Annotated in this window: 16 protein-coding genes; 8 read left to right on the top strand and 8 right to left on the bottom strand. The window is 64.8% G+C overall.

From position 1 onward, the window contains the following. Positions 1–5,279: 5,279 nt before the first annotated feature. The 5 genes from trxA to ACN9M4_RS20215 form a co-directional block, all read right to left on the bottom strand. Positions 5,280–5,606: a thioredoxin gene (gene trxA / locus ACN9M4_RS20235; protein WP_426301123.1), complete on the bottom strand. Its 327-nt coding sequence runs from the start codon at positions 5,604–5,606 to the stop codon at positions 5,280–5,282. Positions 5,607–5,647: 41 nt separating this feature from the next. Next, complete coding sequence (gene trxB / locus ACN9M4_RS20230; protein WP_426301121.1) at positions 5,648–6,604, bottom strand: thioredoxin-disulfide reductase; 957 nt, start codon at positions 6,602–6,604, stop codon at positions 5,648–5,650. A 318-nt stretch (positions 6,605–6,922) separates the two neighbouring features. Further along, positions 6,923–8,722 carry an ABC transporter substrate-binding protein gene (locus tag ACN9M4_RS20225; protein WP_426301119.1) on the bottom strand — a complete coding sequence of 600 codons (1,800 nt, stop codon included), beginning with the start codon at positions 8,720–8,722 and terminating at the stop codon, positions 6,923–6,925. Positions 8,723–8,866: 144 nt separating this feature from the next. Further along, complete coding sequence (gene murJ, locus ACN9M4_RS20220) at positions 8,867–10,906, bottom strand: murein biosynthesis integral membrane protein MurJ (protein WP_426301117.1); 2,040 nt, start codon at positions 10,904–10,906, stop codon at positions 8,867–8,869. A gap of 28 nt (positions 10,907–10,934) precedes the next feature. Next, positions 10,935–11,435: an NUDIX hydrolase gene (locus tag ACN9M4_RS20215; protein WP_426303567.1), complete on the bottom strand. Its 501-nt coding sequence runs from the start codon at positions 11,433–11,435 to the stop codon at positions 10,935–10,937. A 207-nt stretch (positions 11,436–11,642) separates the two neighbouring features. On the opposite strand from ACN9M4_RS20215, the gene ACN9M4_RS20210 reads away from it, so the two are divergent. From ACN9M4_RS20210 to ACN9M4_RS20180, 7 genes are all read left to right on the top strand, one after another. Beyond that, positions 11,643–13,142, top strand: coding sequence for a CCA tRNA nucleotidyltransferase (locus ACN9M4_RS20210; RefSeq protein WP_426301115.1), 1,500 nt, complete (start codon positions 11,643–11,645; stop codon positions 13,140–13,142). Between the two features lie 42 nt (positions 13,143–13,184). Next, positions 13,185–13,727 (top strand): histidine phosphatase family protein, encoded by a 543-nt coding sequence (locus ACN9M4_RS20205; protein ID WP_426303565.1) that lies wholly within the window; start codon positions 13,185–13,187, stop codon positions 13,725–13,727. A gap of 68 nt (positions 13,728–13,795) precedes the next feature. After that, positions 13,796–14,689, top strand: a complete 894-nt coding sequence (locus ACN9M4_RS20200) for an SMP-30/gluconolactonase/LRE family protein (RefSeq protein WP_426301113.1) — start codon at positions 13,796–13,798, stop codon at positions 14,687–14,689. Positions 14,690–14,888: 199 nt separating this feature from the next. Beyond that, a complete protein-coding gene (locus tag ACN9M4_RS20195; RefSeq protein WP_426301111.1) occupies positions 14,889–15,014 on the top strand; it encodes a hypothetical protein in 126 nt (41 codons plus the stop codon). A gap of 361 nt (positions 15,015–15,375) precedes the next feature. Continuing rightward, positions 15,376–15,510, top strand: a complete 135-nt coding sequence (locus ACN9M4_RS20190) for a hypothetical protein (RefSeq protein WP_426301110.1) — start codon at positions 15,376–15,378, stop codon at positions 15,508–15,510. A 136-nt stretch (positions 15,511–15,646) separates the two neighbouring features. Then, positions 15,647–17,128 (top strand): glycosyltransferase family 87 protein, encoded by a 1,482-nt coding sequence (locus ACN9M4_RS20185; RefSeq protein WP_426301108.1) that lies wholly within the window; start codon positions 15,647–15,649, stop codon positions 17,126–17,128. Then, entirely contained in the window at positions 17,121–18,572 is a 1,452-nt protein-coding gene (locus ACN9M4_RS20180) for a phytoene desaturase family protein (RefSeq protein ID WP_426303563.1), read from the top strand. The genes ACN9M4_RS20185 and ACN9M4_RS20180 overlap by 8 nt, the downstream gene beginning before the upstream one ends. On the opposite strand, the gene ACN9M4_RS20175 is transcribed toward ACN9M4_RS20180, so the two are convergent. Together ACN9M4_RS20175 and ACN9M4_RS20170 are read right to left on the bottom strand one after the other, a co-directional pair. Beyond that, complete coding sequence (locus ACN9M4_RS20175; RefSeq protein WP_426301106.1) at positions 18,569–19,273, bottom strand: YceI family protein; 705 nt, start codon at positions 19,271–19,273, stop codon at positions 18,569–18,571. The genes ACN9M4_RS20180 and ACN9M4_RS20175 overlap by 4 nt on opposite strands. 85 nt (positions 19,274–19,358) lie before the next feature. Then, on the bottom strand, positions 19,359–19,964 hold the full coding sequence (locus tag ACN9M4_RS20170) for an NAD(P)-dependent oxidoreductase (RefSeq protein WP_426301104.1): 606 nt from the start codon (positions 19,962–19,964) through the stop codon (positions 19,359–19,361). A gap of 83 nt (positions 19,965–20,047) precedes the next feature. Between ACN9M4_RS20170 and ACN9M4_RS20165 the strand changes: the two genes are divergently transcribed. Continuing rightward, positions 20,048–20,455, top strand: a complete 408-nt coding sequence (locus ACN9M4_RS20165) for a winged helix-turn-helix transcriptional regulator (RefSeq protein ID WP_426301102.1) — start codon at positions 20,048–20,050, stop codon at positions 20,453–20,455. A gap of 7 nt (positions 20,456–20,462) precedes the next feature. Here ACN9M4_RS20165 and ACN9M4_RS20160 read toward each other — a convergent pair whose 3' ends face one another. Then, positions 20,463–21,155: an ABC transporter ATP-binding protein gene (locus ACN9M4_RS20160; RefSeq protein WP_426301099.1), complete on the bottom strand. Its 693-nt coding sequence runs from the start codon at positions 21,153–21,155 to the stop codon at positions 20,463–20,465. Between the last annotated feature and the right edge of the window lie 45 nt (positions 21,156–21,200).

The following is a 21,200-nucleotide window of genomic DNA, read 5'->3' as shown; positions in this document are numbered from 1 at the left end:
TCGGTGGCGAGCCGCTGGCAGGCCTGGCACCTATTCGCATGGATCTTGACCTCAATTAGTCGCTAATGCTCGTCCGGAAATGGAAAGTTCCGTTTCACGTGAAACATACGGCCAGCACTGCGACAGTCGGGTTCTTCGCTTGTCCACCGTCCACCTGTCCCAAATTTGCCGGTGATTCCATGTCTGGCGAGGCATCGGTGGGCAGTTCGGTTCCATTTGCTTGCAAGTTCGATCTGCTGCTTCTGGCGACCATGACCCCGGCTAACTCTTTGTATGCTCCGGAGTGTAGAGGATTGGTGTCGCACGCGAACTCAATCATTTCATCGACCCGGTGGTGGCATTGCCGGATGGAGGCAGGACCCACCCCTGCGCGGTGCACAAGTCTCGCTCCCGGTTTCCCGTGCTGCGCACAGCGCTGCCATCGTTTCGAAATTGCGGATGAACGCCGGCGTTCTACTGCAGCACCGAGGAATGCACGCCCACTGTTTCACGTGAAACATCCTCCCTGCGTCCGAGTGCCGTTCCCTACCGTCGTACAGAGCAGCCGCTTGCGCCACCCTGCCGCATGCAGGAGGTCAGGATGATGTCGACTAACGATGAAGGGCAGGAGCCGTAGTGAAGGCCAGGAGCGATAGGGATCTGCAGTTCGGGCTGTGGGGCTTGTGAGGGCACTTGACGGCGATGAGGCGACCGCGTCCAGCGCTCTAATGAGCGTTGACGATGACGTTCCCCCGGTGTCCGTTGATGGAAGCCCCGAAGGGCCGGTAGTCTCCCCTGCGTGGGACTCGCTGGCGCCTGCGAGGACGCAGCCACTCTTGTCCGCCTCCTGGTCGCGCTCAGCCGTACTGCGCAGTCAGGCTCGCCCTCGTAGCGCGGGCACTGGCGGAGCAGCTGGCGGCGCCTGCTGAAAGGTCTGCGTGGCGGTTCTGGTTGCCACCCTGTCCTTATCGTTGGGGGTGGCGCCCCCATCCGGTGGAAGGTGTCATAACGGCATCACAGCGTTCACTGTATCTTCCTGTTTGAGGCCGGCCCTCATGAGTACGGTGTCGTCTTACTGGTTGGCTGGCGTCTGGTTATGGATGACGTCACGGGCACTGCGGGACGCATAGTGAACTGGAACCGCGGCGAATGGACGCCTTATTGACCGGAACAAGCTCGCGTGGAGTCCCGCGTCGAGCTCGCCTTGTCGTGCGGTTGCACGGAGGTATCCCGCTGATGCTGGCTCCGGCATAGGGCTTCGATGCTGCTGCGTTATGGCCAGTCGGGTCTGGAGGGTGCGCTTCCAATGCGCGCGACCGCTGGTGTTCGCCAAGCTTCTGCTGGGGTTCTGTGTGTGGTCCTTGCTGTAGTTTCGATGAACACCTGGCGTAGGAGGTCACTCCCCCTCAACTTCGCTACCGCCCGACAGCCAGGTCTGCTGCCGCGCCGAGCGCCCCAACCGGCACGCCAAGGGAGGACTTTGTGAACAGGGAGCGAGGCCACCGAACGGATCTTTTGCCTCCCCAATCGAGCGCCTGAGGCTGTTGAAAACAGGTCAGGGGTAGGTGGATATCGCTGTGGATAACTTTGTGGAAAGCAAGGACGCCACCACTGCTTGGCAATCAATACCGCAGGCGCGGCATGTCCCGCCTTCAGCAAAGGTCGCTGCCGTCTGCCGCGTTACGAGATTCGTTTCACGTGAAACATCATGCAGTGGCGTCAAATGGGGCCATTCAACGCCCTTTTGAAGGATTTCCCGCGAATTTTGGCCCCCGGAGGGGGTGGGAGTGGCGCCAGGTTCCTGCGCGGCTTTTAATGCCTAGAGAGGAAGCTTCCACCAGTCCTCTCATCACAAGCGCGGTGGTCGATCTGGAATCCAGAATGCCTGTGGAATAGCTTGTGGATAACGTTGTGCATAACTTCAGCACCGCTGGTGGATAACTCTTTTGTGGTGTGCGTCATTATCCTCGAGGCGGCTCTCCGCTTCCCTGACATGATCAGATGTTTGAACAGCGCATGCCACGCCCAATTGCATTGGCAGTGCAACCCTGAGGCTGCCAGCGTGGGGCGGCGGAGCCGGCACCCGCTATGCGCGGGCCTGTCATGAGCAGCTGAAGGAACTCAATGCTGCGGCGGTCCCTGGACCGTCGTGGCTATGTCCTCCTAACCGCGTGGAGCCATAGGTAGCGACACAGCCGGTTCTCGGGGGGGCGAAAGCGCGGCACCCGGGCAGAACAGTTGGCCGTCGCGACCATCGGCCCAGTATCCGACAAGGTTCATGTAGGACTGACGTGTAGGCGGGTGCGTCTGCAATCTTGCCGTTCCAGATTGAGCGGGGGAAGAACAGCATTGGCCGGGCGACACCAGCAACTGATGGCACCCGCGCGGGCACTTCTCGGACCGGACCGCTAGCTGTCGATACCAGACCTCTTAGGTGACTGTTGAATGTTCATACCTGCTACCTGCTGGCTTGCCATGGTGCCTGCGTCTGCAGCCGGGGACAGCTTAGGCCCGGGTGAGAACTTAGCTCGGCTGTTCCCCGGACCACACTCGAGCAGACATGACCGGCAGGTAGTTGGGAGCGGCGCAGGGTGCACACGGAGGGTCAGATATAGGTGCATGGCGATGCACGCTGTGTAGGCAGCCGGATTGGTACCTTCGTGCAACGCGTAGGGTCATTCCGTTCCCGGGAGGTTTGCCGTATTGCTGGTTCGGTGGTGGGGCTGCTGCCTGGTGTACGTCCACAACGGGAAGGTTCGGTGGCGTGGGAGTGGTGGCGTCATCGTGTTCTGCCGCGTCTGCTGGTTCACACGGGCAGCGCGCATGTTTCACGTGAAACATGCCCGCATACGGCCGCATGAGCCACGCGCCCGACTGGTCCGCGGAGTCGGGCCCGGTGCCAGCGTTCAGAACCGACCGACCGCGGGAACTGGGTGGCACAGGATTCTGGCGGCGAGCGTCGGGCGCGTGGGTCCGTTGCAAGGCCGGGACAGCGCAAAGATTCTTCCGATGGGCATTCCCCCAACTTCCAGACGCGTCGACAACTCTGCTCGTAAGGCTGCGATGCTGTCCTTGTAAGACACGGAAGTGAAAAGGTGTCTGCCGCCTAGTGTGAACTGCGGTTAACCCTTGGCACTCTGGTTCTGGTCGTCCGGCGAAAGATGTAGAGCCAGTGGCGCGGTAAAGTCTCTGGTGACATCTATTTCGGACGATCGTCGCGGCAGGCGCACCAAGAACTCTTTCCGCTGAAATGGCCTGCAAGTTTCGTATCCTCGCCGGATGGCCGTCCTTCACGGAGGCCGCCTTGAGGGAGGCAGCCGAGACCGAGTGGAGGGCATCTTGAACAGACGGCGGCGCTGGTCACAGATGTTTCACGTGAAACAGCAACCTGGCCAAGTCCGCACCCGCGCCGGAAACCGTATGTGGTGAGACGGCGAGCCTCTTGGAAGCAGACTGGTTTCGCCCCACGCGCCTTTCGCGACGTGCATCAACGCACCTGGGACGCTATTGCTGAGCATCGTTCTTCTGTGCCGGAGGAACTGGCAGGAAATTCTGTGTGTCGGACAAACTCGACGTTGATGTGGAACCCAGAGGGTCCTGGCGGCCAGTTGCTAGACGCTCTCGGTCCGTCGAGCGTAATGCTATTGGGCCTGGCCGGCCTGAATGATCCGGTTGCCAAATTGGTGCCCGGGTTGTCGCTTCAGGGCTCTACTTCGCGCTGCGATCGGTACTTCCGGGTTGCTGGGCACCTCAGACAGGACTGAACATCGAACACTGCCAGCCTCGCTTTCTGCTCCACCCGGTTTCGTGCAGCGGGTTGACCCACTTGGGTAAACCCCTGCGGTTCCTAGCGAGCTGCAGTCCGCGGAGATGCCTGGCTGGGCCAGCAACGGTAATAGTGGGCCGACCAGCGTGCCGCGCGGATTCGCAGGGCAGGAGAAGGCCGCGGGATGCAATGCCCCGCTACGGGTGAAAGGCGGCCAGGAACGGTTCAAAGAACGCTTAATGGGGTGTAGAGAGTTTCGGGCAGGCATCCTTACGCGCCCCGAACGCGGGATCAGCTCGCTATTTACCCCCGGAGGGGCAGTGTGCGGGATAGCAGCTCGAGCACACTGAAGGGTGCCATTTGTCCGAGAGAGCCGGATGGAGGACGGGTCAATACTCGTCGGGACCGTGGAGACCGGTCGAGATTCATCCTGTGCGCGCGATGACGTTGACGGTTCGCTCAGGCAGTGCTTGTGTCCCCCAACTGGACGGCGGTGACCCCCGGTCCGAGCATGTCGTAGCAATGATGGATGGGCTGCTTTGGTCATCGGCGCCGCGGATCGCCGAGCACGCCGGCAACTTGGGTAACAGGGTGAATCGCTCGCGCAAGGGTTCCCTTGTTACAGGGAGCAAATACTGCGGACGCGCCGAAGCCGGCCCACGGGGACCTATTCCTGGGCATCGCGGCCGGATCGCGGTGTCTGAATGGGTCGCCGCGAGTGCGAAGCCCAAGCAATCGAGTTCTTCACTCCCGTACTTGTCAATGTGCTGATGAAACGCTTGCAGTTGAATTCGGCGCCACGCCTACCGACTTTGATGCTCTGGGCCTGACGCATCCGCGTCGGCTGACTGCACGGTTTCCATTGCCAAGGCCGGATGGACATTGGGAAGCCGATTGACGAGTCAAAACAATGCACGGGTTCCGCGGATCATGGCGGCGTAACGGGGATCTTCGGCCCAAGAGGTGTTCGCCCACAAGTCGCTGGATTGAAGGCCCTGGCTTCCAGGACGATCCGTACAGCGATTCGCGGACACGGCGCCGCTCGAAACCAGCTGCTGACGCGAGCGGGCGAAACTACGGCAAGCAAGGACCTGTGGCCTCACCCCTGCCCTGAATCCGGCGGGCGGGTAGCTCGTCCCCGAGCGACCGAGCGAGGCTGAGTGCCGCTGCATGCAGATGGGGCAGGCGATCCAATCAGCGCAAGACGATGTTTCACGTGAAACCGCCCCGTGCTTATGGTGAAGTCATCTGGGACACCGAGGGCGTAAATCGAGATCGAAAGGTGCGGACACCAGCCGCAGACGGCAGCCGCGTTGCCCTGGACGCTCCCCTGAATTTTCACAAGAGGATGAAACGGAAGTCGGTTTATCCTCAACGCATCCAAGGCGGCGAATCCGCAACTGTGCGCAACATACTCACGAAAACGCCGGCGGCCGCTGCTCAATGATCAACAACTCAAAGAGCAACGGCCGCCGGCTTCGGCTAGATCGGGGAACAGACGCTGGCGCGAATTCCCCGCCCGGGGTGAACCATCCTAGGAAAGGACAGCCTCAAATTCTTTTTCGAAGAACTGCTTCGGCTTTGCACCGATGACGGTGTTCTTCACTTCTCCTCCGTCGAAGAGGTAGACGGCAGGGATGGAGGTAATGCCGTACTCGGCGGCGATGGCCGGGTTGTCGTCAACGTTGACCTTGACGACGTCCACCTTGTCACCGTATTCGACCGAGATCTCGTCGAGGATCGGGCCCAGCTTGCGGCACGGACCGCACCACTCCGCCCAGAAGTCTACGATGACCGGCTTTTCGGCGTTCAGCACGTCGGTGCCAAAGCTGGCGTCGGTAACGTCTTTTGCGTTGCTCATTCTTTCGTTCCCTTCGTATGGACTTTTGCCGGCTGCTAGTTTCAGCCGTGCAGGTCTGCCAGGTAGTGTTCGACGTCGAGTGCCGCCACGCAACCGGAGCCGGATGCGGTGATGGCCTGGCGGTAAGTCGGATCAATGACGTCGCCGGCCGCGAATACACCCTTGATGTTGGTCTTGGAGCTGCGACCCTGGACAGCGATGGTGCCTTCAGGAGTCAGCTCGAGCTTGTCCTTGACGAGTTCCGTGCGCGGGTCGTTGCCGATCGCCACGAAAACGCCCGTGACAGGCAGCTCTGAAACGGTGCCATCAACCAGGTTCTTCAGCTTCAAGCCCGTGACCTTGTCCCCACCGATGACGTCTTCAACTGCGGTGTTCCACAGGAAGTTGATCTTCTCGTGGGCCTGGGCGCGGTCGCCCATGATCTTGGAAGCCTTGAGGGTGTCGCGGCGGTGGACTACCGTGACCGACTTGGCGAACTTCGTAAGGAAGAGGGCTTCCTCCATGGCGGAGTCACCGCCGCCGATCACGGCAATGTCCTGGTCCTTGAAGAAGAAACCGTCACAGGTTGCACACCAGCTAACACCATGGCCGGAAAGGCGCTTTTCGTTCTCCAGGCCGAGCTCACGGTACGCAGAACCGGTGGAAAGGATGATGGAACGGGCCTGGAAGGTCTCCCCTGTGGCAATCGTGACAGTCTTGATGTCGCCCTCGAGCTCGAGAGCGGTGACATCCTCGAACTGGATCTCAGTGCCGAACCGGGCAGCCTGCTTCTCGAAGTTCTCCATCAGGTCCGGGCCCATGATGCCGTCCGGGAAGCCCGGGTAGTTTTCGACGTCAGTGGTGTTCATCAGTTCTCCACCGGCCGTGACCGAACCGGCGATGAGCAGCGGCTTCAGGTTGGCACGGGCAGTGTAGACAGCCGCCGTGTAACCGGCCGGACCGGAGCCTACGATGATGACATCACGTACCTGGGACGCGGTGTTTTCTGCGTTGCTCACTGTTGGGTGAACCTCTTCCTTAGTCGATGCACCGGTCTCGAACCCGGCCACATGGCACAACCCCGTGGCGCCGTTGAATATTCCGGTGGTTCCGGGGAGCTAATATCCACCATATTCAGGGTACCGTCTGCCCTCGCCGCCCGAGTCCGCAGCAGTTGCCGGCCGTAATACGACCGCTGCCGTCGGACTAAAGTGTCCGACGGCGTCGGGCAGCTGATCAAACGACGGCGGACGGAAGGCGGCCGGAACAGCGCGTCCTTAAATGCGTCAGCGCCGGAGACCGCGTTGCGGTTACCGGCGCTGACGGGGCATGCTGGCTTACTGGACCTTGATCTCCGCGAGCCGGAGGCCGAAGCCGAACTGGGTCTTCGGAGCGGCGAGCTTGGGCAGGGTCTTGATGTTGATGATCACGTACTGCGCTGTAGTGGGCGAGCTGAGCGGAATCGCCAGTTCGGGCGAGGTGAAGCTGTTCGTTCCTACCAGCTTGGCGCCGTCCATGGACGGGCGGTCGTTGGTGTAGACGCTGATGCTTCCTCCGGAAGCGCCCAACTGGCTGAGGGTAATGGAATTTACCGCGGCGGGCTCCTTGAGCTTCACGACCAGCGGGACGCCGTCGGGAGCAAGTCCGCCCCAGTTGGCCGTGGCGAATTCCATGTTGGACCAGAAGCTGGCTGCGTTGCCGTCGAAGGTCTTGGCGAGGTCCTTGTCATAGGTACCCGCGAAATCGAAGTCGCCTTGGCGGGTGACCCCCTCGATGACTGGAGCTGCCGCGGCTGGCGGTGCGCTGGAGTTGTTGCCGGACGTATCCGTGCCGCCGCTACCTGCGCTGGTGGGTGAGGTGCTCTGCTTTGCCGCCGGCGCGTTGTTGTTGCCCAGCAGGCCGCCGAGCGTGTTGACGGCGAGGATGAGCCCAACGACCAGGACCACGGCGAGGATGCCGCCAACCAACCAGCGCATGGAGCGTGACTCCCGCACCGGCTCTTCGTCCTCGTAGTAATCCTCTTCCTCGTAGTCGTCAGACTGGTTGCGCGCCGAGGCAGGGAAGTTGCTGGCACCGCGGTCGTAGCCGCCGGCCGCGCCGGCCGCGCCGGCCGCTGCGCCTGCTCCGGCGAAGTCGTCGTCGGACCAAAGGGAGACCTTGGGGCGTTCAGCAGCTTCCGCGGCGGGGGCCTGCTGCGGGGTCGCAGCCGGAGCCGGGGGCACGGCCTGTGCGGCGGGAACGGCCTGGGTGGCCGGAGGCTGCGCGGTCTGCTGCGGAGCCTTGCTGGCCGGCGGGGCCCCGTTGGTGGCTGCGCCCGGAGCTTCCGCCGCCGGTGCCGGGGCAGGCGTCACGGGGGCCGGAGTGGTCGGAGTGGCGGCCGTCGGGGCAGGTGCCGCGGGCGGCTGCGAGGGGGCCGACGTCGGGTGTTCAGCGTCGGCCGGGCCAACGGGAGCCGGGCTGCCGGCGTCGTCGTGGGCGGTTTCCGAGCCGGTCTTGCCGGCGGCGTTTTTCACAGCGGAAGCGGCCGCAGCGGCGGCGGCTCCCGCACCGGCTGCCGCGGCCGCGATCCGCGAACCGATGCCACTCGCTGAGGCGGGCCTCGCTGCGGGCATGGGCGGGACGGCCGGTCCCCCGGCGGCAGGCCCGGCAGGAGCGGAGCGCTCCGCGGGGGCCGCGACGTAGTTCCCGGGATCGTCGTAGTTGATGTACGCGGCGTCGTGCTCATCGTCGTCGTACAGCCCGTCATAGGTCTCGGGCTCGTGCGAACGCGCCTGGCCGAAGATCTCGCTGCCGAGGGTATCCGTGAAGAACGGCTCCACGTAAGGAGGATTGGTGGCCACCACAAGGTCCAGCAGGTCCGGGGCCGTGCTGTGGTTGGCAATCAGGTAGGTGGTGCTTTCGCTGACTCCGAGGTCCAGGATCTGCACGTTGCCGGGCCGTTCACCCGTGGCCACTTCGCGGGCGCTCTGGGCAAGCTGTTCGGCGTTCCCGGGGCCGGCTACAAGGATGCTGACCGGCCGGTTGAGGACCTGGTCGACGCCGTCGAGCACCAGATCGTGGTCGTGCGAGGTCAACACGGTGGCGGTGACCTTGTAGCGGCCGCCAAGTACTGATCCGACGTCGATCGGTTGGGACACGGGCTCCTCCTAGGCTGTCCGGCAGCTGCGTTGCCCTTCCCCGGGGCTCCCGGTCAGCCGGTGGACCCGTGGCCTGCAACTACCTCTATTAGCTTCTGATCCTAGCGGATTGAGCTGGACCGGCCTTGTGTTGGAAGGGCCAAGTCACTCCCGACGGCCGCGCTTGCGCCCCCGGCGGGAGGGTCCATCGGCGGGCCCCTGGCGGGTTCGCCTGCCGGGCAGGGGGACGTCGCGGCGGAGCTGGGAACCCCGGAACAAGGAGCCGCGTGCGCCCGCCGCCTCGTCTTCCTCGGGGAGATAGCTCCGTGCGGGCCTGGTCCAGCCGGTGTGTTCGTCTTCCGGTTCCTGCCCTCCGCTGGGACCGAAGGAGGAAAGGTCGGGTCCGGCGCGGAAGGATGCGGCGTCGAACTCGCCCGAGATGCGCGGAATCAGGCCGGTGTCGTCCGAAACCGTGGCGCGGGCCGCCGTCGCGCTTTCCGGGGAAGCGGCAGGCACGCCCCCGCGTCCGAGGCGGCCGAGCAACGGGCGGAGGAGGTCCCGCAGTTCGTTGACGCGGAAGAGCCGGAGCAGCAGCAGGTAGGCGAGCAGCATGACGGGCCCGACGACGACGACCGTCACCAGGGCGGCCGGGCGGCTGCTCCACGCGAAACCGTCCGCCCGGTAGCTGCCGAGGAGCCACAGTGCGAGGGTACCGGCAAGGGCGGAGCCGAGCGCCGCGTAGCCCATCCTGATGTAGGAGTTGGCGATGCGCGGCCCGTCCACATGCCCGAGCAGGCGGCGCAGGAACCAGACGCTGATCACCACGGAGAGGATGTTTCCGAGGGTGTACAGCACGGCGATCGCGAAGATGATCCGGTCCACCGGCAGGAACTGGATGACGAACGCGCCCACCACGTTCACGCCCGCCAGGATCACCTGGATGAAGAACGGCGTGCGGGCATCCTCGTTGGCGTAGAACACGCGGGACATCATGAAGTTGGCGCTCATGAATGGCGTGCTCAGGGCCAGGATGGTCAGGGTCTGGGCGAGCATTACGCCGTCCTGCGGCTTTCCGCCGGAGAAGAACATTCCTAGCGGCCCGGCCAGCGCGAACAGGGCCAGGGCACCGAAGACGGTGGCCACGGCCATGGTCCGCAGGCCGTGCGAGAGGGCTTCGCGCAGTTCGGCCCTGTTGCCGGCCTGCGAGGCGTGCGTCATCCGGTTGAAGAGCACGGTGGCCAGGGACAGGGCGATGATCGAGTGCGGCAGCAGGTACAGCTGGCTGGCGACCTCCAGCACGGCGTTGCCGGGAAGGGTGGCCGCGGCTTCGGCCTGGCCGGCGTGCTCCAGGCGGAGCCTCTCGGCGCCGGGGATCGTGGCGATCTTCATGACATAAAGGAACGCAAGCTGCCCGACGGCGGCGGTCAGCAAGGTCCAGACGCTCAGCTTTGCGGCCTGGCCCAATCCGACGCCCCGCCAGCCGAACCGCGGCCGCAGGCCGAGGCGCAGTCGCAGGACCGGAATGAAGAGGACGGCCGTCTGGGCGATGACGCCGATGGTCGAGAAGCCGGCGATGAGGAAGGTCTGGAATGGTCCCCAGTTATCCAAGGTGTGTGGGTGATACAGGTTGGCGCCGAGGATCACGATGAACATGCCCAGGCCGGCGATGGCGAGCACGTTGTTCACGATGGGCGCCCACATGGCGGGCCCGAAGGCTCCGTTGGCGTTGAGGATCTGGGTCAGCAGGGCGTAGAGGCCGTAGAAGAAGATCTGCGGCAGGCAGTAGAACGCGAAGGTGACGGCCAGGGCTTTCTGCTCCGGCGAATACCCCTGGGTGGTGAGGTCGATGACCAGAGGCGCCGCGAGGGTGACCAGCAGGGTCAGCCCCAGCAGCACGAGCACCGCGAGCGTCAGGAGGCGGCTGATGTAGTCGGCTCCCCTGTCCGGACCCCTGCTGGCCTTGATGATCTGGGGCACCAGCACGGCGTTGAACACGCCGCCTGCCACCAGCAGGAAGATCAGGTTGGGCAGGTTGTTGGCGTTGATGAAAGTGTCATTGACCGTCGAACCCAGGCCGAGGGCGACCGCGAGCATCCAGGTTTTTGCGAAGCCGAGGAAACGCGAAACGAGGGTCCCAGCGGCCATGATGGCGCTCGACCGGGCCTCTCCGGACTGGACGGACTGGGAATTCTTCGCAGCAGACATTGCCCTAATCGTCCCATGAGCGATGTGCTCAGAGGTGTTCCGGCAGGACTTCCTTGGCCAGATCCGCGATGCGGCGCTCGTTGGGGAAGGAGAGTTTGCGTGCCAGTTCGTGCAGCGGAACCCAGGCGGCGTCGATGGCTTCCTGGTCGGGATCGTTCTCGATGGTCAGCTCGCCGCCGGTGGCCCGGAGCAGGAAGTGGTGCACGGTCTTGTGGACCCGGTGGCCGCTGACGGTGAACCAGTAGTCGATGCTGCCAAGCGGTGCCAGGACGTTGCCCTCGATGCCGGTTTCCTCGGCGATTTCGCGGACCGCAGCCTCTTCGTTGTTTTCCTTGCCCTCCGGGTGGCCCTTGGGCAGGCACCACTCGAGCCGGCCACCCCTGTTAAGGCGGGCAATGATCGCAACCCGGAGTTCGCCGTCGGAGGTGTCCACGACCACGCCGCCGGCCGACACTTCCTCCACGGTGGGAAGCGAGGCCTGGACCGGGTGCGGGGCAGGCGCGACATGCGCACCGATTGCCGACGGCAACGGTGCGTTGGTCCTCCTGCCAGGAGCACTCGGGATCGGGTTGGCCATGAAGTCCACTCTAACGACTCTTGCCCGGTCTTGATGACCGGGACATGGACTCGCGGTTGCCTCCTGGTGACGCGCCGTCGTCTTCGGCGGGCCCATGCCCGGACCGGGTGTGATGGGCTGTGTGATGGGGCGGCGAAAATCTGACAAGCTTAAGGGACTATGGCGCAGGTATTGGACAGTTCTTCAGTCAACTTCAAGCTCGACCCGGTGGTGCTGGACCTCGGGCAGCGCTTTGTTGACGCCGGATTCGAACTGTCCCTGGTGGGCGGCCCGGTGCGCGACCTCTTCCTGGGCCGGACCTCCCCCGACTTGGACTTCACCACCGACGCCACGCCCGAGCAAACCCTTTCCGTCATCAGGAAATGGGCCGACAACTTCTGGGACATCGGCCGTGCATTCGGCACGATCGGCATGAAGAAGGCCGGCTTCCAGATCGAGATCACCACGTACCGGGCCGAGGCGTACGACCCCGATTCCCGCAAGCCGATGGTGGCCTTCGGTTCCTCGCTCGAGGACGACCTGCTGCGCCGCGACTTCACCATCAACGCCATGGCGCTGCGCCTGCCCTCCTTGGAACTCGTGGACCCCTTCGGCGGCGTGCGCGATTTGCACGCGGCGGAGCTGGCCACCCCGGGCGCCCCCGAGGCCTCGTTCTCCGACGACCCCCTCCGCATGATGCGGGCCGCCCGCTTTGCGTCCCAGCTGGGTGTCTCGGTTCACGACGACGTCCGCCTGGCCATGTCCGAAATGGCGGACCGCATCAAGATCATCTCCGCCGAGCGGGTCCGCGAGGAGCTCGTGAAGATGATCAACGGAGCCCACCCGCGGGTTGGTATCGACCTGTTGGTGGACACCGGACTCGCCGAATACGTGCTGCCCGAGGTATCTGCCCTGCGCCTGGAAGCCGACGAGCACCACCGCCACAAGGATGTCTACCAGCACTCCCTTCAGGTCCTGGAGCAGGCCGCGGCCCTGGAGACCGGACCGGATGGCCCCGTGCCGGGCCCGGACTTCGTGCTGCGGTTCGCCGCGCTGATGCACGACGTCGGGAAGCCTGCTACGCGCCGTTTCGAACCGGGCGGCGCGGTGAGCTTCCGCCACCATGACGTAGTGGGGGCCAAGCTGACCGCCAAGCGCATGAAGGCGCTGCGCTTCGACAACGACAGCATCAAGGCGGTGGCGCGCCTGGTGGAACTGCACATGCGTTTCTATGGATACGGCGATGCCGGCTGGACCGACTCGGCCGTGCGCCGCTATGTGGCCGACGCCGGTCCCCTGCTGGAGCGCCTGCACCGCCTGACCCGTTCGGACGTCACCACGCGGAACCAGCGCAAGGCCGACCGGCTGTCCTTCGCCTACGACGACCTGGAGCAGCGGATAGCCGCCCTGGCCGAGCAGGAATCACTCAACGCGATCCGGCCTGACCTGGATGGCGGGCAGATCATGGGGCTGCTCGACTTGAAGCCGGGACCCGTCGTCGGCCGCGCCTACAAGTTCCTCCTGGACCAGCGGATGGAATACGGCCCGCTGGAGTACGACGACGCGGTGGCGAAACTCAAGGCCTGGTGGGCTGAGCAGCCCGAATCCGCCGTCGAGCCTTCCGCTGACGAAGTTTCCGGCGAAGACCCTTCGAATGACACGCCCGCAGAGGAGTCCTAAGTGATTGACCCGGCAAAGATTTCCCGCCCGCAGTTGTGGATCATGCGCCATGGCGAGACCGAATGGTCCAAGAGCGGGCAGTACACCGGCCTGACGGACCTGCCCCTGACCGTCGAAGGCGAGCAGCAGGCCGTGGAGGCCCGCAAGGTCCTGGAGGGCATCGAATTCGACCTCGTGCTTACCTCGCCGCTGCGCCGCGCCCGCCGCACCGCAGAACTTGCCGGCTTCCCCGACGCCATCCACGAACCGCTTGCCGTCGAATGGGACTACGGCGACTACGAGGGCATCAGCTCGGACCTGATCCGCAAGGACAACCCGGACTACCTCATTTGGACCGACGGAGTGCCCAACGGGGAGACCCTGGATTCCGTGGCGGCCCGTGCCGACAAGATCATCGCGCGCGTGCTGGAGTCCGGTATGGACAACGTCCTGGTGGTGGCCCACGGCCACTTCTCCCGGATCCTCACCGCCCGCTGGCTCGAATTGGACGCCCGGGAGGGCCGGCATTTCCTCCTGGGAACCGCGAAGGTGTGCACCCTGGGCTGGGACAAAAAGACGCCCGCCATTATCCGCTGGGGACTCTAGGTAACGATTTTCTGAAGTACATGGGCGCCGCCGTGCCGAACGCCGCTATGCCGAACTAAGGAGTTGCGATGCAGGAAGGGCTGTTAAGCGGGCGGCTGGAGCGCCTGTTCACCGGCTGCGCATGGGCCGAAGGCCCGCTTTGGGTGCCTTCTTCACAGACGCTGCGCTGGAGCGACATCCCGAACAACCGGATTCTGGAGTTCGATCCGGCAACGTCTCAGACCCGCGCATACGCGACTCACGTGGACTTCACCAACGGCCGAACTCTCGACGCCGACGGCAGCGTGGTGCAGTGCAGCCATGGTCGGCGCCGGATCGAGCGCGACAGTGACGGCACGGTGATCGGCCTGGTGGATTCCTTCGGTGGTCGACGGCTGAACTCACCCAACGACGTCGTGATTGCGCGGGACTCGGGGATTTGGTTCACTGATCCGCCCTACGGAATCCTGCCAGGCACGAAGGAGGGCCATGAGGGCGATCAGGAGTACGGGGGCTGCTACGTCTTCCGGTATCAGCCGGCGTCCGAGGCCTTGGTTCCAGTGATCACGGATCTGGTGCACCCGAACGGCCTCGCTTTCTCCGCCGATGAGTCGGTCCTGTACGTTGCCGACACTGCCGGACCGAGCCACGGCGAGACCTACCGGATCGCAGCGTATGACGTGCGCGATGGGGCCTGCCAAAACGGCCGCACTTTCATCAGCTTCGACGACGATCATCCCTCGGACGGGTTCCGCGTGGATGTCGAAGACCGGATCTGGACATCCGCGGGACCCTCCGTTCGGGTCTACTCCCCGGCCGCCGAGTTGTTGGCCGCCCTCGAAATGCCGGAGAAGGTAGCCAATGTGTGCTTTGGGGGGCCGGACGGCCACGACCTATACATCACGGCGACTACGAGCCTTTACCGGATCCGAACAAACACCCGGGATGCCGCCCGCAGGCCCGCCCCGGCGTCAACGACTTGAACCGGAAAATCCGGCAATTCATCACCGGCCGGCATGAACCCAAAGTTATTTTCTGAATTATCCGTGAATTAGCTGGCCAATGCCCGGATTCATGGTGTAGCTTTATTTTTGTTCCCAGAGCGACCCGCCGGGAACGAGGTGCGCGTTGCGCCGGCCAGTCAGCCGGCACGGCGTCTGAGGCGAAAAGGAGGTTGGGAAAATGATTACTTTGACTAGCGGATGGAAGATGACCGTCTCTGCTGCTGCCCCGACCTTCGCGGCCCGGCGCCCGGATTCCGGAATGCGCGCGGGAATCCGCCACATCGGGAACCGTATTTCGGCCTGACGTATTTCGCGGCCTGCCCCGACGCCTGAACCACCTTCCTGTCATGGAAGCCTGATTTTCAGGGGCAGAGGCACGCTACGAACCGTGCAGGCCAGCGCCTGAGAGCGGAACTCCCTCAGCGGAACCATGCGATCGCGGTGGTGAGCAGAGTCCTCATAGTTCGGAACCAGCTTCTTGTTGGGGACGTCTGTCCATTTCCCCAGGAATCCCTGGATTCCGCCGGTCTTCCGCAATTCCGCTGGCTTACCCGCATTTTGCCTGGCATTTATTTGTCATAAGACCCGGTGTTTTCTCTGAATTCAAGGGCCTTAATTGTCATGCCCAATTCCAGGCAATTCGAACCAAGGAAAGGAGGTGAAACGTGGTCAAGCGCCTCAAAGAGGTCTTCATCGCCAAGCTTGCAGCCAAGGACAAGTCGGTCTTCAACGGCCAACTCCTGGACCAGCGCCGCGAAGACGTCTATGTCGTCCTGCACCAGATGGGAATCATCCGCTGAGTCCCTCCATGAACCCCAACAGTCAGTAGTCAGGAGGGACTGATGGCACACATCGGACCGTTCGCCCCGGAAGCCCGCGCGGCTAAGCGCGGGCTTCCGCCATTTAAGGCTTCATGCCGGCGGTATGCTCGAAGCCATGCAGGAGACCAAACCGCACCGCCGGCAGAAGCGTGCGCGCTTTGTGATTCCCAGCAGCAACGATTCCTTCCTTGCGAAGTTCACTGAGGTAGCCGGCGGGCCGCTCGGAAGCCACAGTGCGCCGGGTGCGGTGTCCCCCGGCTTCTTCACCGTTGAACGCGTGCTGGTCATCTCCACCGTCCTCGCCGCATTACTGGGGATTCTCATCAAGGGCTATTGCCGGGTCAACGGCTGGGAAACCCCCACGCATTTCTACGCCACGTGCTACTCGGACTTCCCCGAACTGTTCCGCAGCCGGGGGCTGGGTGAAGGCGTGATCCCCTTCTTCGACCAGCAGAGCCTGTTCGAATACCCCGTGATCATGGGCCTGATCGCCGGAGCCACGGCGTTGCTCATCCCCGGGAGTGGCCTGGATCTGGAGCGGATCCGCGGCTACTTCGACCTCAACGCAACCCTCGTCGTCGCCGTCTGGATCGTCACGGTCCTCGCCACGGCACGGATCAACCGCCGCAGGCCCTGGGACGCGGCCATGGTGGCCCTGGCGCCGGGGATCGTCCTCTCCGGGTTCATCAACTGGGACATGTGGGCCGTGGCCATGCTCGCCGTGGGCATGTTTTTCTTCGCACGGAAGAGGCCGGTCCTGGCCGGGGTGCTCATCGGCCTGGGGACCGCCACCAAGCTCTACCCTGTGCTGGCCCTGGGTGCGGTACTTGTGCTGGCCATCCGCAGCGGCAAATTCCGCACTTTCTTGGTGACTGCAGGGGCCGCGGCGGCCAGCTGGTTGGTGGTCAACCTGCCCATCGCGATCATGAACCCGGCCGGCTGGCGCTACTTCTTCGAGTTCACCCAGGACAGGCCGGCAGGCTTCAGCTCGCTGTGGTTTGCCTACAACCTGGTGGCTGATCGTCTGCACTGGATGCAGCTGGGGGCTGCCACCATCAACTCCCTCGCCCTGGACCTGTTCGTGGGGGCATGTGCGTTGATCGCGCTGCTTGGGCTGGCCGCCCCGCGGAGGCCCCGCCTGGCGCAGCTGGTGTTCCTGATCGTGGCGGCATTCATCCTCACCAACAAGGTGTACTCCCCGCAGTTCGTGCTCTGGCTGATACCGCTGCTCGCCCTTGCCCGGCCGCGCTGGCGGGACTTCCTGCTGTGGCAGGCCGCCGAGGCGCTGCACTGGGGTGCCGTGTGGATGTTCCTCGGGCAGTACACCAGTGGAGGCCTGCCGCAGCACAACCTGGACATGCCCTACTACGTGCTTGCCGTACTCCTGCATATGGCCGCAACGGCATATTTGATGGTGAGGGTTTCCCTGGACATCTGGGACCCGTGGCAGGACCCGATCCGCGTCAAGCGGATTGACGATCCGCACGGCGGCGTTTTCGATGGCGCCCGGGACTGGTTCCGGCTGGATCTTGCGCGCCCTTCCGCCTCACTGCTTCCGTGGCGGCGTGCAAAAACAGAAGCCGGGCGCGATGGCTGAGGTCGCCGTCGTCGGCTCCGGACCGAACGGCCTTGCCGCCGCGGTGGTGATGGCCCGCGCAGGCCTGGCCGTCCGCGTGTACGAGGCGGCGGAGGCGCTGGGCGGCGGCGCCCGGACGGCGGAACTGCTGGAGCCGGGGCACCTGTACGACGTGTGCTCTGCGGTGCACCCGATGGCGCTGGCTTCGCGCTTCTTCCGCGACTTCGGGCTGGAGCAGCGCGTGGAACTGCGGCTGCCCAAGGTCCAGTACGGCACACCGCTCGACGGCGGCCGGGCAGCCCTCGCCTACCGCTCTCTGGAGCAGACCATGGACGGACTCGGTGTGGATGGCCCCGCGTTCGGCAGGCTGATGCGGCCCCTGGTGGAGCAGGTGGAGGGCATGCTGGACGTGTCCCAGAACCAGCTGCTGCGGATTCCCGCGGAGCCCGTGGCCGCGCTGCGCCTGGGCCTGGCCACGCTGTCCCAGGGCGGGCCCTGGTGGAACCGGCGCTTCGCCGGGGACGCCGCACCGGCACTGCTGACCGGAGTGGCGGCCCATGCTATTGGCCGTTTGCCCTCCCTGGTCCCGGCCGGCGCAGGGCTCATGCTCAGCACCCTGGCCCACGTAGGCGGCTGGCCGGTGCCCGTGGGTGGTTCCGGGGCGATCGTGGACGCCATGGTGCGCGATATCGAGGCCCATGGCGGCGTGTTCGAGCGGGGTGTGCGGGTTCGCTCCCTTGAGGAACTCCGGCCCGCCCGCGCTGTGCTGCTGGATGTGGCGCCGCCGGAGCTGCTCGGCATCGCGGGCGCGGCGCTGGGCGGGTCGTCGGGCGGACGCTACCGGCGCGCCTTGGAAACATTCCGCTTCGGAAATGCAGCCTGCAAGGTGGACTTCATCCTCTCCGGCCCCGTGCCGTGGGCGGCCACCGAACTGCGCGACGCCGGAACCGTCCACGTGGGCGGGACGCGCGCGCAGATGGCGGACGCGGAGAATGAAGTGGCCGACGGACGCCACCCCGCGAAGCCGTATGTCCTCGTGGCCCAGCCCTCCGTGGTGGACCCGGGCCGCGCCCCTGCCGGACGGCACATCCTGTGGACGTACTGCCATGTGCCCAGGAACTCCACGGTGGACATGTCCCCTGCCGTGATGGAGCGGATCGAAACCTTCGCGCCCGGCTTCCGGGACGTGGTGGTCGGCTGGAAGACGACGACGGCGGCCGGGCTCGCCGCGTACAACCCGAACTATGTGGGCGGCGATTTCGGGGCCGGCCTGATGGACGTTCGCGGACTGCTGCGCCGCCCGGTGCTGTCCACCAATCCGTGGCGCACGCCGCTGCCCGGGGTGTACCTCTGTTCCTCCTCGACCCCGCCAGGACCAGGCGTCACCGGCATGCCCGGGTACCACGCAGCCCGGCACGCCCTGAAGGACGTCTTCGGGCTGCCGCTGCCGGAGCTGGGACCCTAGGCCTTCTCCAAGTGCACCAGGAACTCGACGCTTCCGGTGTTCTCCACCTTGACGAAGCCGAGGTCCGGCGCCGTGATGCCGAAGTCCGCCAGGACGAGGTCGATGGTCCCGGAGACCGAAACCTTTGCCCCGTCGCGGACCACCTGCAGCTTTGCCGTGACGTCGCGCTTCTCCCCTGCCAGTTCCAGGGTTCCCTTCGCCTCGACGGTTGCGGGGGCTGAGCTGAGCGGTGGAATGGTGGCGGGTGCGGAGAGGGTGAAGGACGCCGTCGGGAAGGCATCGGCCTTCATGACGGTCCCGCGGAAGTAGTCGTCGCGGTTGCCGCTGTCAGTGGCGATGCTGGCGACGTCGACGTCGATCTTCGCCTTCGTCAGTTGGGTGCCGGAAACGGTGGCGGAACCGCTGACCTTTTCGCTCCGGCCGACGACGGTGACGTCGGCGCCGTTGAGGACCTCTTTGATCCGGTAGCCGGCCTGGGAAGCGGAGGCGACGGTCCATGTGCCGGTATCGGTGGAGCTGGCCGCGGCGGGGCTGGAAGCCGCGCCGGAAGCTGTGGAGGAGGAGCTTGCCACGGACAGCGGCGCCGGTGCCGGGCCCTGGGACTGTGCGTAGAGTTGCGGACCGAAGATAGCCGCGAGTGCGGCAAGGACCGCGACGGCGGCTACGGCAACCAGGATCCAGGGTCGTTTCTTGCCGGCCATGGGTCGTCCTCTCGATGTACTTGAATGTTCACGTAAATCACGAAGCCGCGGCCCGGAAAGTTCCCCGGGACCGCGGCGATGTGAGTTAGTTGGCAGCCGTGAAACGCGCCCGGCGGTGCGCCGGAGTCTCGATCTCATCCAACATTGCCACCGCGTAGTCCTGCGAGGAGATGCTGTTGCCCGCAGGGGAATCCTTGGCGGTGGAGTACTGGCCGGTGCGTTCACCGGGCTGGATCACGGGAGCCGGGGCGAGGACGGTCCAGTCCACGTTGTCCGGGGTCTGCCTGACCAGCTCGAGTGCCTTGGCCGCAGTGGTGGCTTCTGCCCGGTAGGCCTCGGGGAATCCGGGGGAATCGAGCAGCCGCACCCCGTCGATCTCCAGCGTGCCGGCTCCGCCGACGATCATCAGGCGGGTGCCTTCAGTGTTGCTGTACGCGGTGGCCATGGCGTCCAGCCATTCTCCGTGGTCGCCGCCGGTGCGGCTGGGGCCCGTAGCCAGCACGACGACGTCGTGTTCCTTCGCAACGGCGGCGAAAGCCTGGGGGTCTGCCTGATCGGCCGCGAGGGAGCGGGTGCCTTCCACATCCACGCCCTTGCGCGAGATGGCGGTGACCTCGTGGCCGCGGCTGAGGGATTCGTTGACGATCTGGCTGCCGACCATGCCGGTGGCGCCGAATACTGCGATTTTCATGTCTCTCCTCGGGGTTGCTAATCTTGCAATGGAAAGACGGTATCTATTTGATACTGATAGCTTCAAAGGAACTGAGTTACCCAGTGGATACCATTGCGAGAGACAACAGCAGCCTCCCCGCCAACGTCCTGGACCCCAACTGCCCCTCTCGGGTGATCTTCCAGCGGATCGGCGACAAGTGGGCATCGCTGGTGGTCCAGGTGCTCGAGGGCGGCCCGGTGCGCTTTTCCGATCTGCGCAAGATGGTCAGCGTCGTCACGCCGAAAGTCCTCACGCAGACCTTGCGCTCCCTCGAACGCGACGGCCTGGTCACCCGCACCATCCACGCGCAGGTACCCCCGCGCGTGGACTACGAGTTGACGGAGCTTGGCCACTCCCTCCTGGAACCCCTGGCGCAGCTGCGGAAATGGGCAGAAGGCAACGTGCCCGCCATCCTGGCCGCGCGGGACGCCTATGACGAGGCGCAGGATGAGGCGCTGCTGTCCCAGTAACGCTGAGTCAGGCGGCAGTGCTTACGGCTGCCCCAAGCCGCCCGTCCCGCATGGTGAGCACGGAGTCCGTGAGCGGCAGGAACTCGGTGTCGTGCGTGACCATGAGGGTTGCGGTCGAGAACTCATCGGTGACCCGCCGCAGCAGACGCACGATCGCCTCGCTCCGCTCCATGTCCAGCGCCGCCGTCGGCTCATCCACCAGCAGCACCCGCGGGCTTCCCATCAGCGCCCGGGCGATGTTGACCCGCTGGCGCTGACCGCCTGAGAGCTGGTGTGGCCGCTTGTTGAGCCCGTCCGCTAGCCCGACGACGTCGAGCAGTTCCGCCGCCCGCCGGCGTGCCGCGCGCAGCGGTTTGCCCCGCAGGTGCTCGCCGATGACGAGCTGTTCGACGGCGGTCAGCGAGGACAGGAGGTTGGGCTGCTGGAAGATGATGCCCACTGTTTCGCGGCGCAGGGCGGTGCGTTCCCCCGCCCCGAGCGCGGTGGCGTCCTGCCCGTCGATCAGCACCAGCCCGGAGGTGGGCGTGACGAGGGTTGCCGCCACCGCGAGGAGCGATGATTTGCCCGATCCGGAGGGGCCAACGAGGGAGAGGAATTCGCCGGCGTTGGCCGAGAGGTTGACGGAATCCAGGGCCTTGATGGCGGAGCTGCCGTCCGGGTAGTCGAGGGTGACGTTGACGAGGGTGAGCGGGGTGGCCACGGTATATGCCTTTCGGGGAATGTTTGCTTGGGTGGGCTGATTTGC

Origin of the sequence: Arthrobacter sp. R-11, assembly GCF_049913155.1 — a bacterium.
Taxonomy (GTDB): domain Bacteria; phylum Actinomycetota; class Actinomycetes; order Actinomycetales; family Micrococcaceae; genus Arthrobacter.
This window is presented reverse-complemented; position numbering and strand designations above follow the sequence as displayed.

Excerpts from the sequence above, each read along its gene's own strand:
- trxA (WP_426301123.1), bottom strand. The coding sequence starts at position 5,606 with ATGAGCAACGCAAAAGACGTTACCGACGCCAGCTTTGGCACCGACGTG.
- murJ (WP_426301117.1), bottom strand. The coding sequence starts at position 10,906 with ATGTCTGCTGCGAAGAATTCCCAGTCCGTCCAGTCCGGAGAGGCCCGG.
- ACN9M4_RS20210 (WP_426301115.1), top strand. The coding sequence starts at position 11,643 with ATGGCGCAGGTATTGGACAGTTCTTCAGTCAACTTCAAGCTCGACCCG.
- ACN9M4_RS20205 (WP_426303565.1), top strand. The coding sequence starts at position 13,185 with ATGCGCCATGGCGAGACCGAATGGTCCAAGAGCGGGCAGTACACCGGC.
- ACN9M4_RS20200 (WP_426301113.1), top strand. The coding sequence starts at position 13,796 with ATGCAGGAAGGGCTGTTAAGCGGGCGGCTGGAGCGCCTGTTCACCGGC.
- ACN9M4_RS20195 (WP_426301111.1), top strand. The coding sequence starts at position 14,889 with ATGATTACTTTGACTAGCGGATGGAAGATGACCGTCTCTGCTGCTGCC.
- ACN9M4_RS20185 (WP_426301108.1), top strand. The coding sequence starts at position 15,647 with ATGCAGGAGACCAAACCGCACCGCCGGCAGAAGCGTGCGCGCTTTGTG.
- ACN9M4_RS20180 (WP_426303563.1), top strand. The coding sequence starts at position 17,121 with ATGGCTGAGGTCGCCGTCGTCGGCTCCGGACCGAACGGCCTTGCCGCC.
- ACN9M4_RS20175 (WP_426301106.1), bottom strand. The coding sequence starts at position 19,273 with ATGGCCGGCAAGAAACGACCCTGGATCCTGGTTGCCGTAGCCGCCGTC.
- ACN9M4_RS20170 (WP_426301104.1), bottom strand. The coding sequence starts at position 19,964 with ATGAAAATCGCAGTATTCGGCGCCACCGGCATGGTCGGCAGCCAGATC.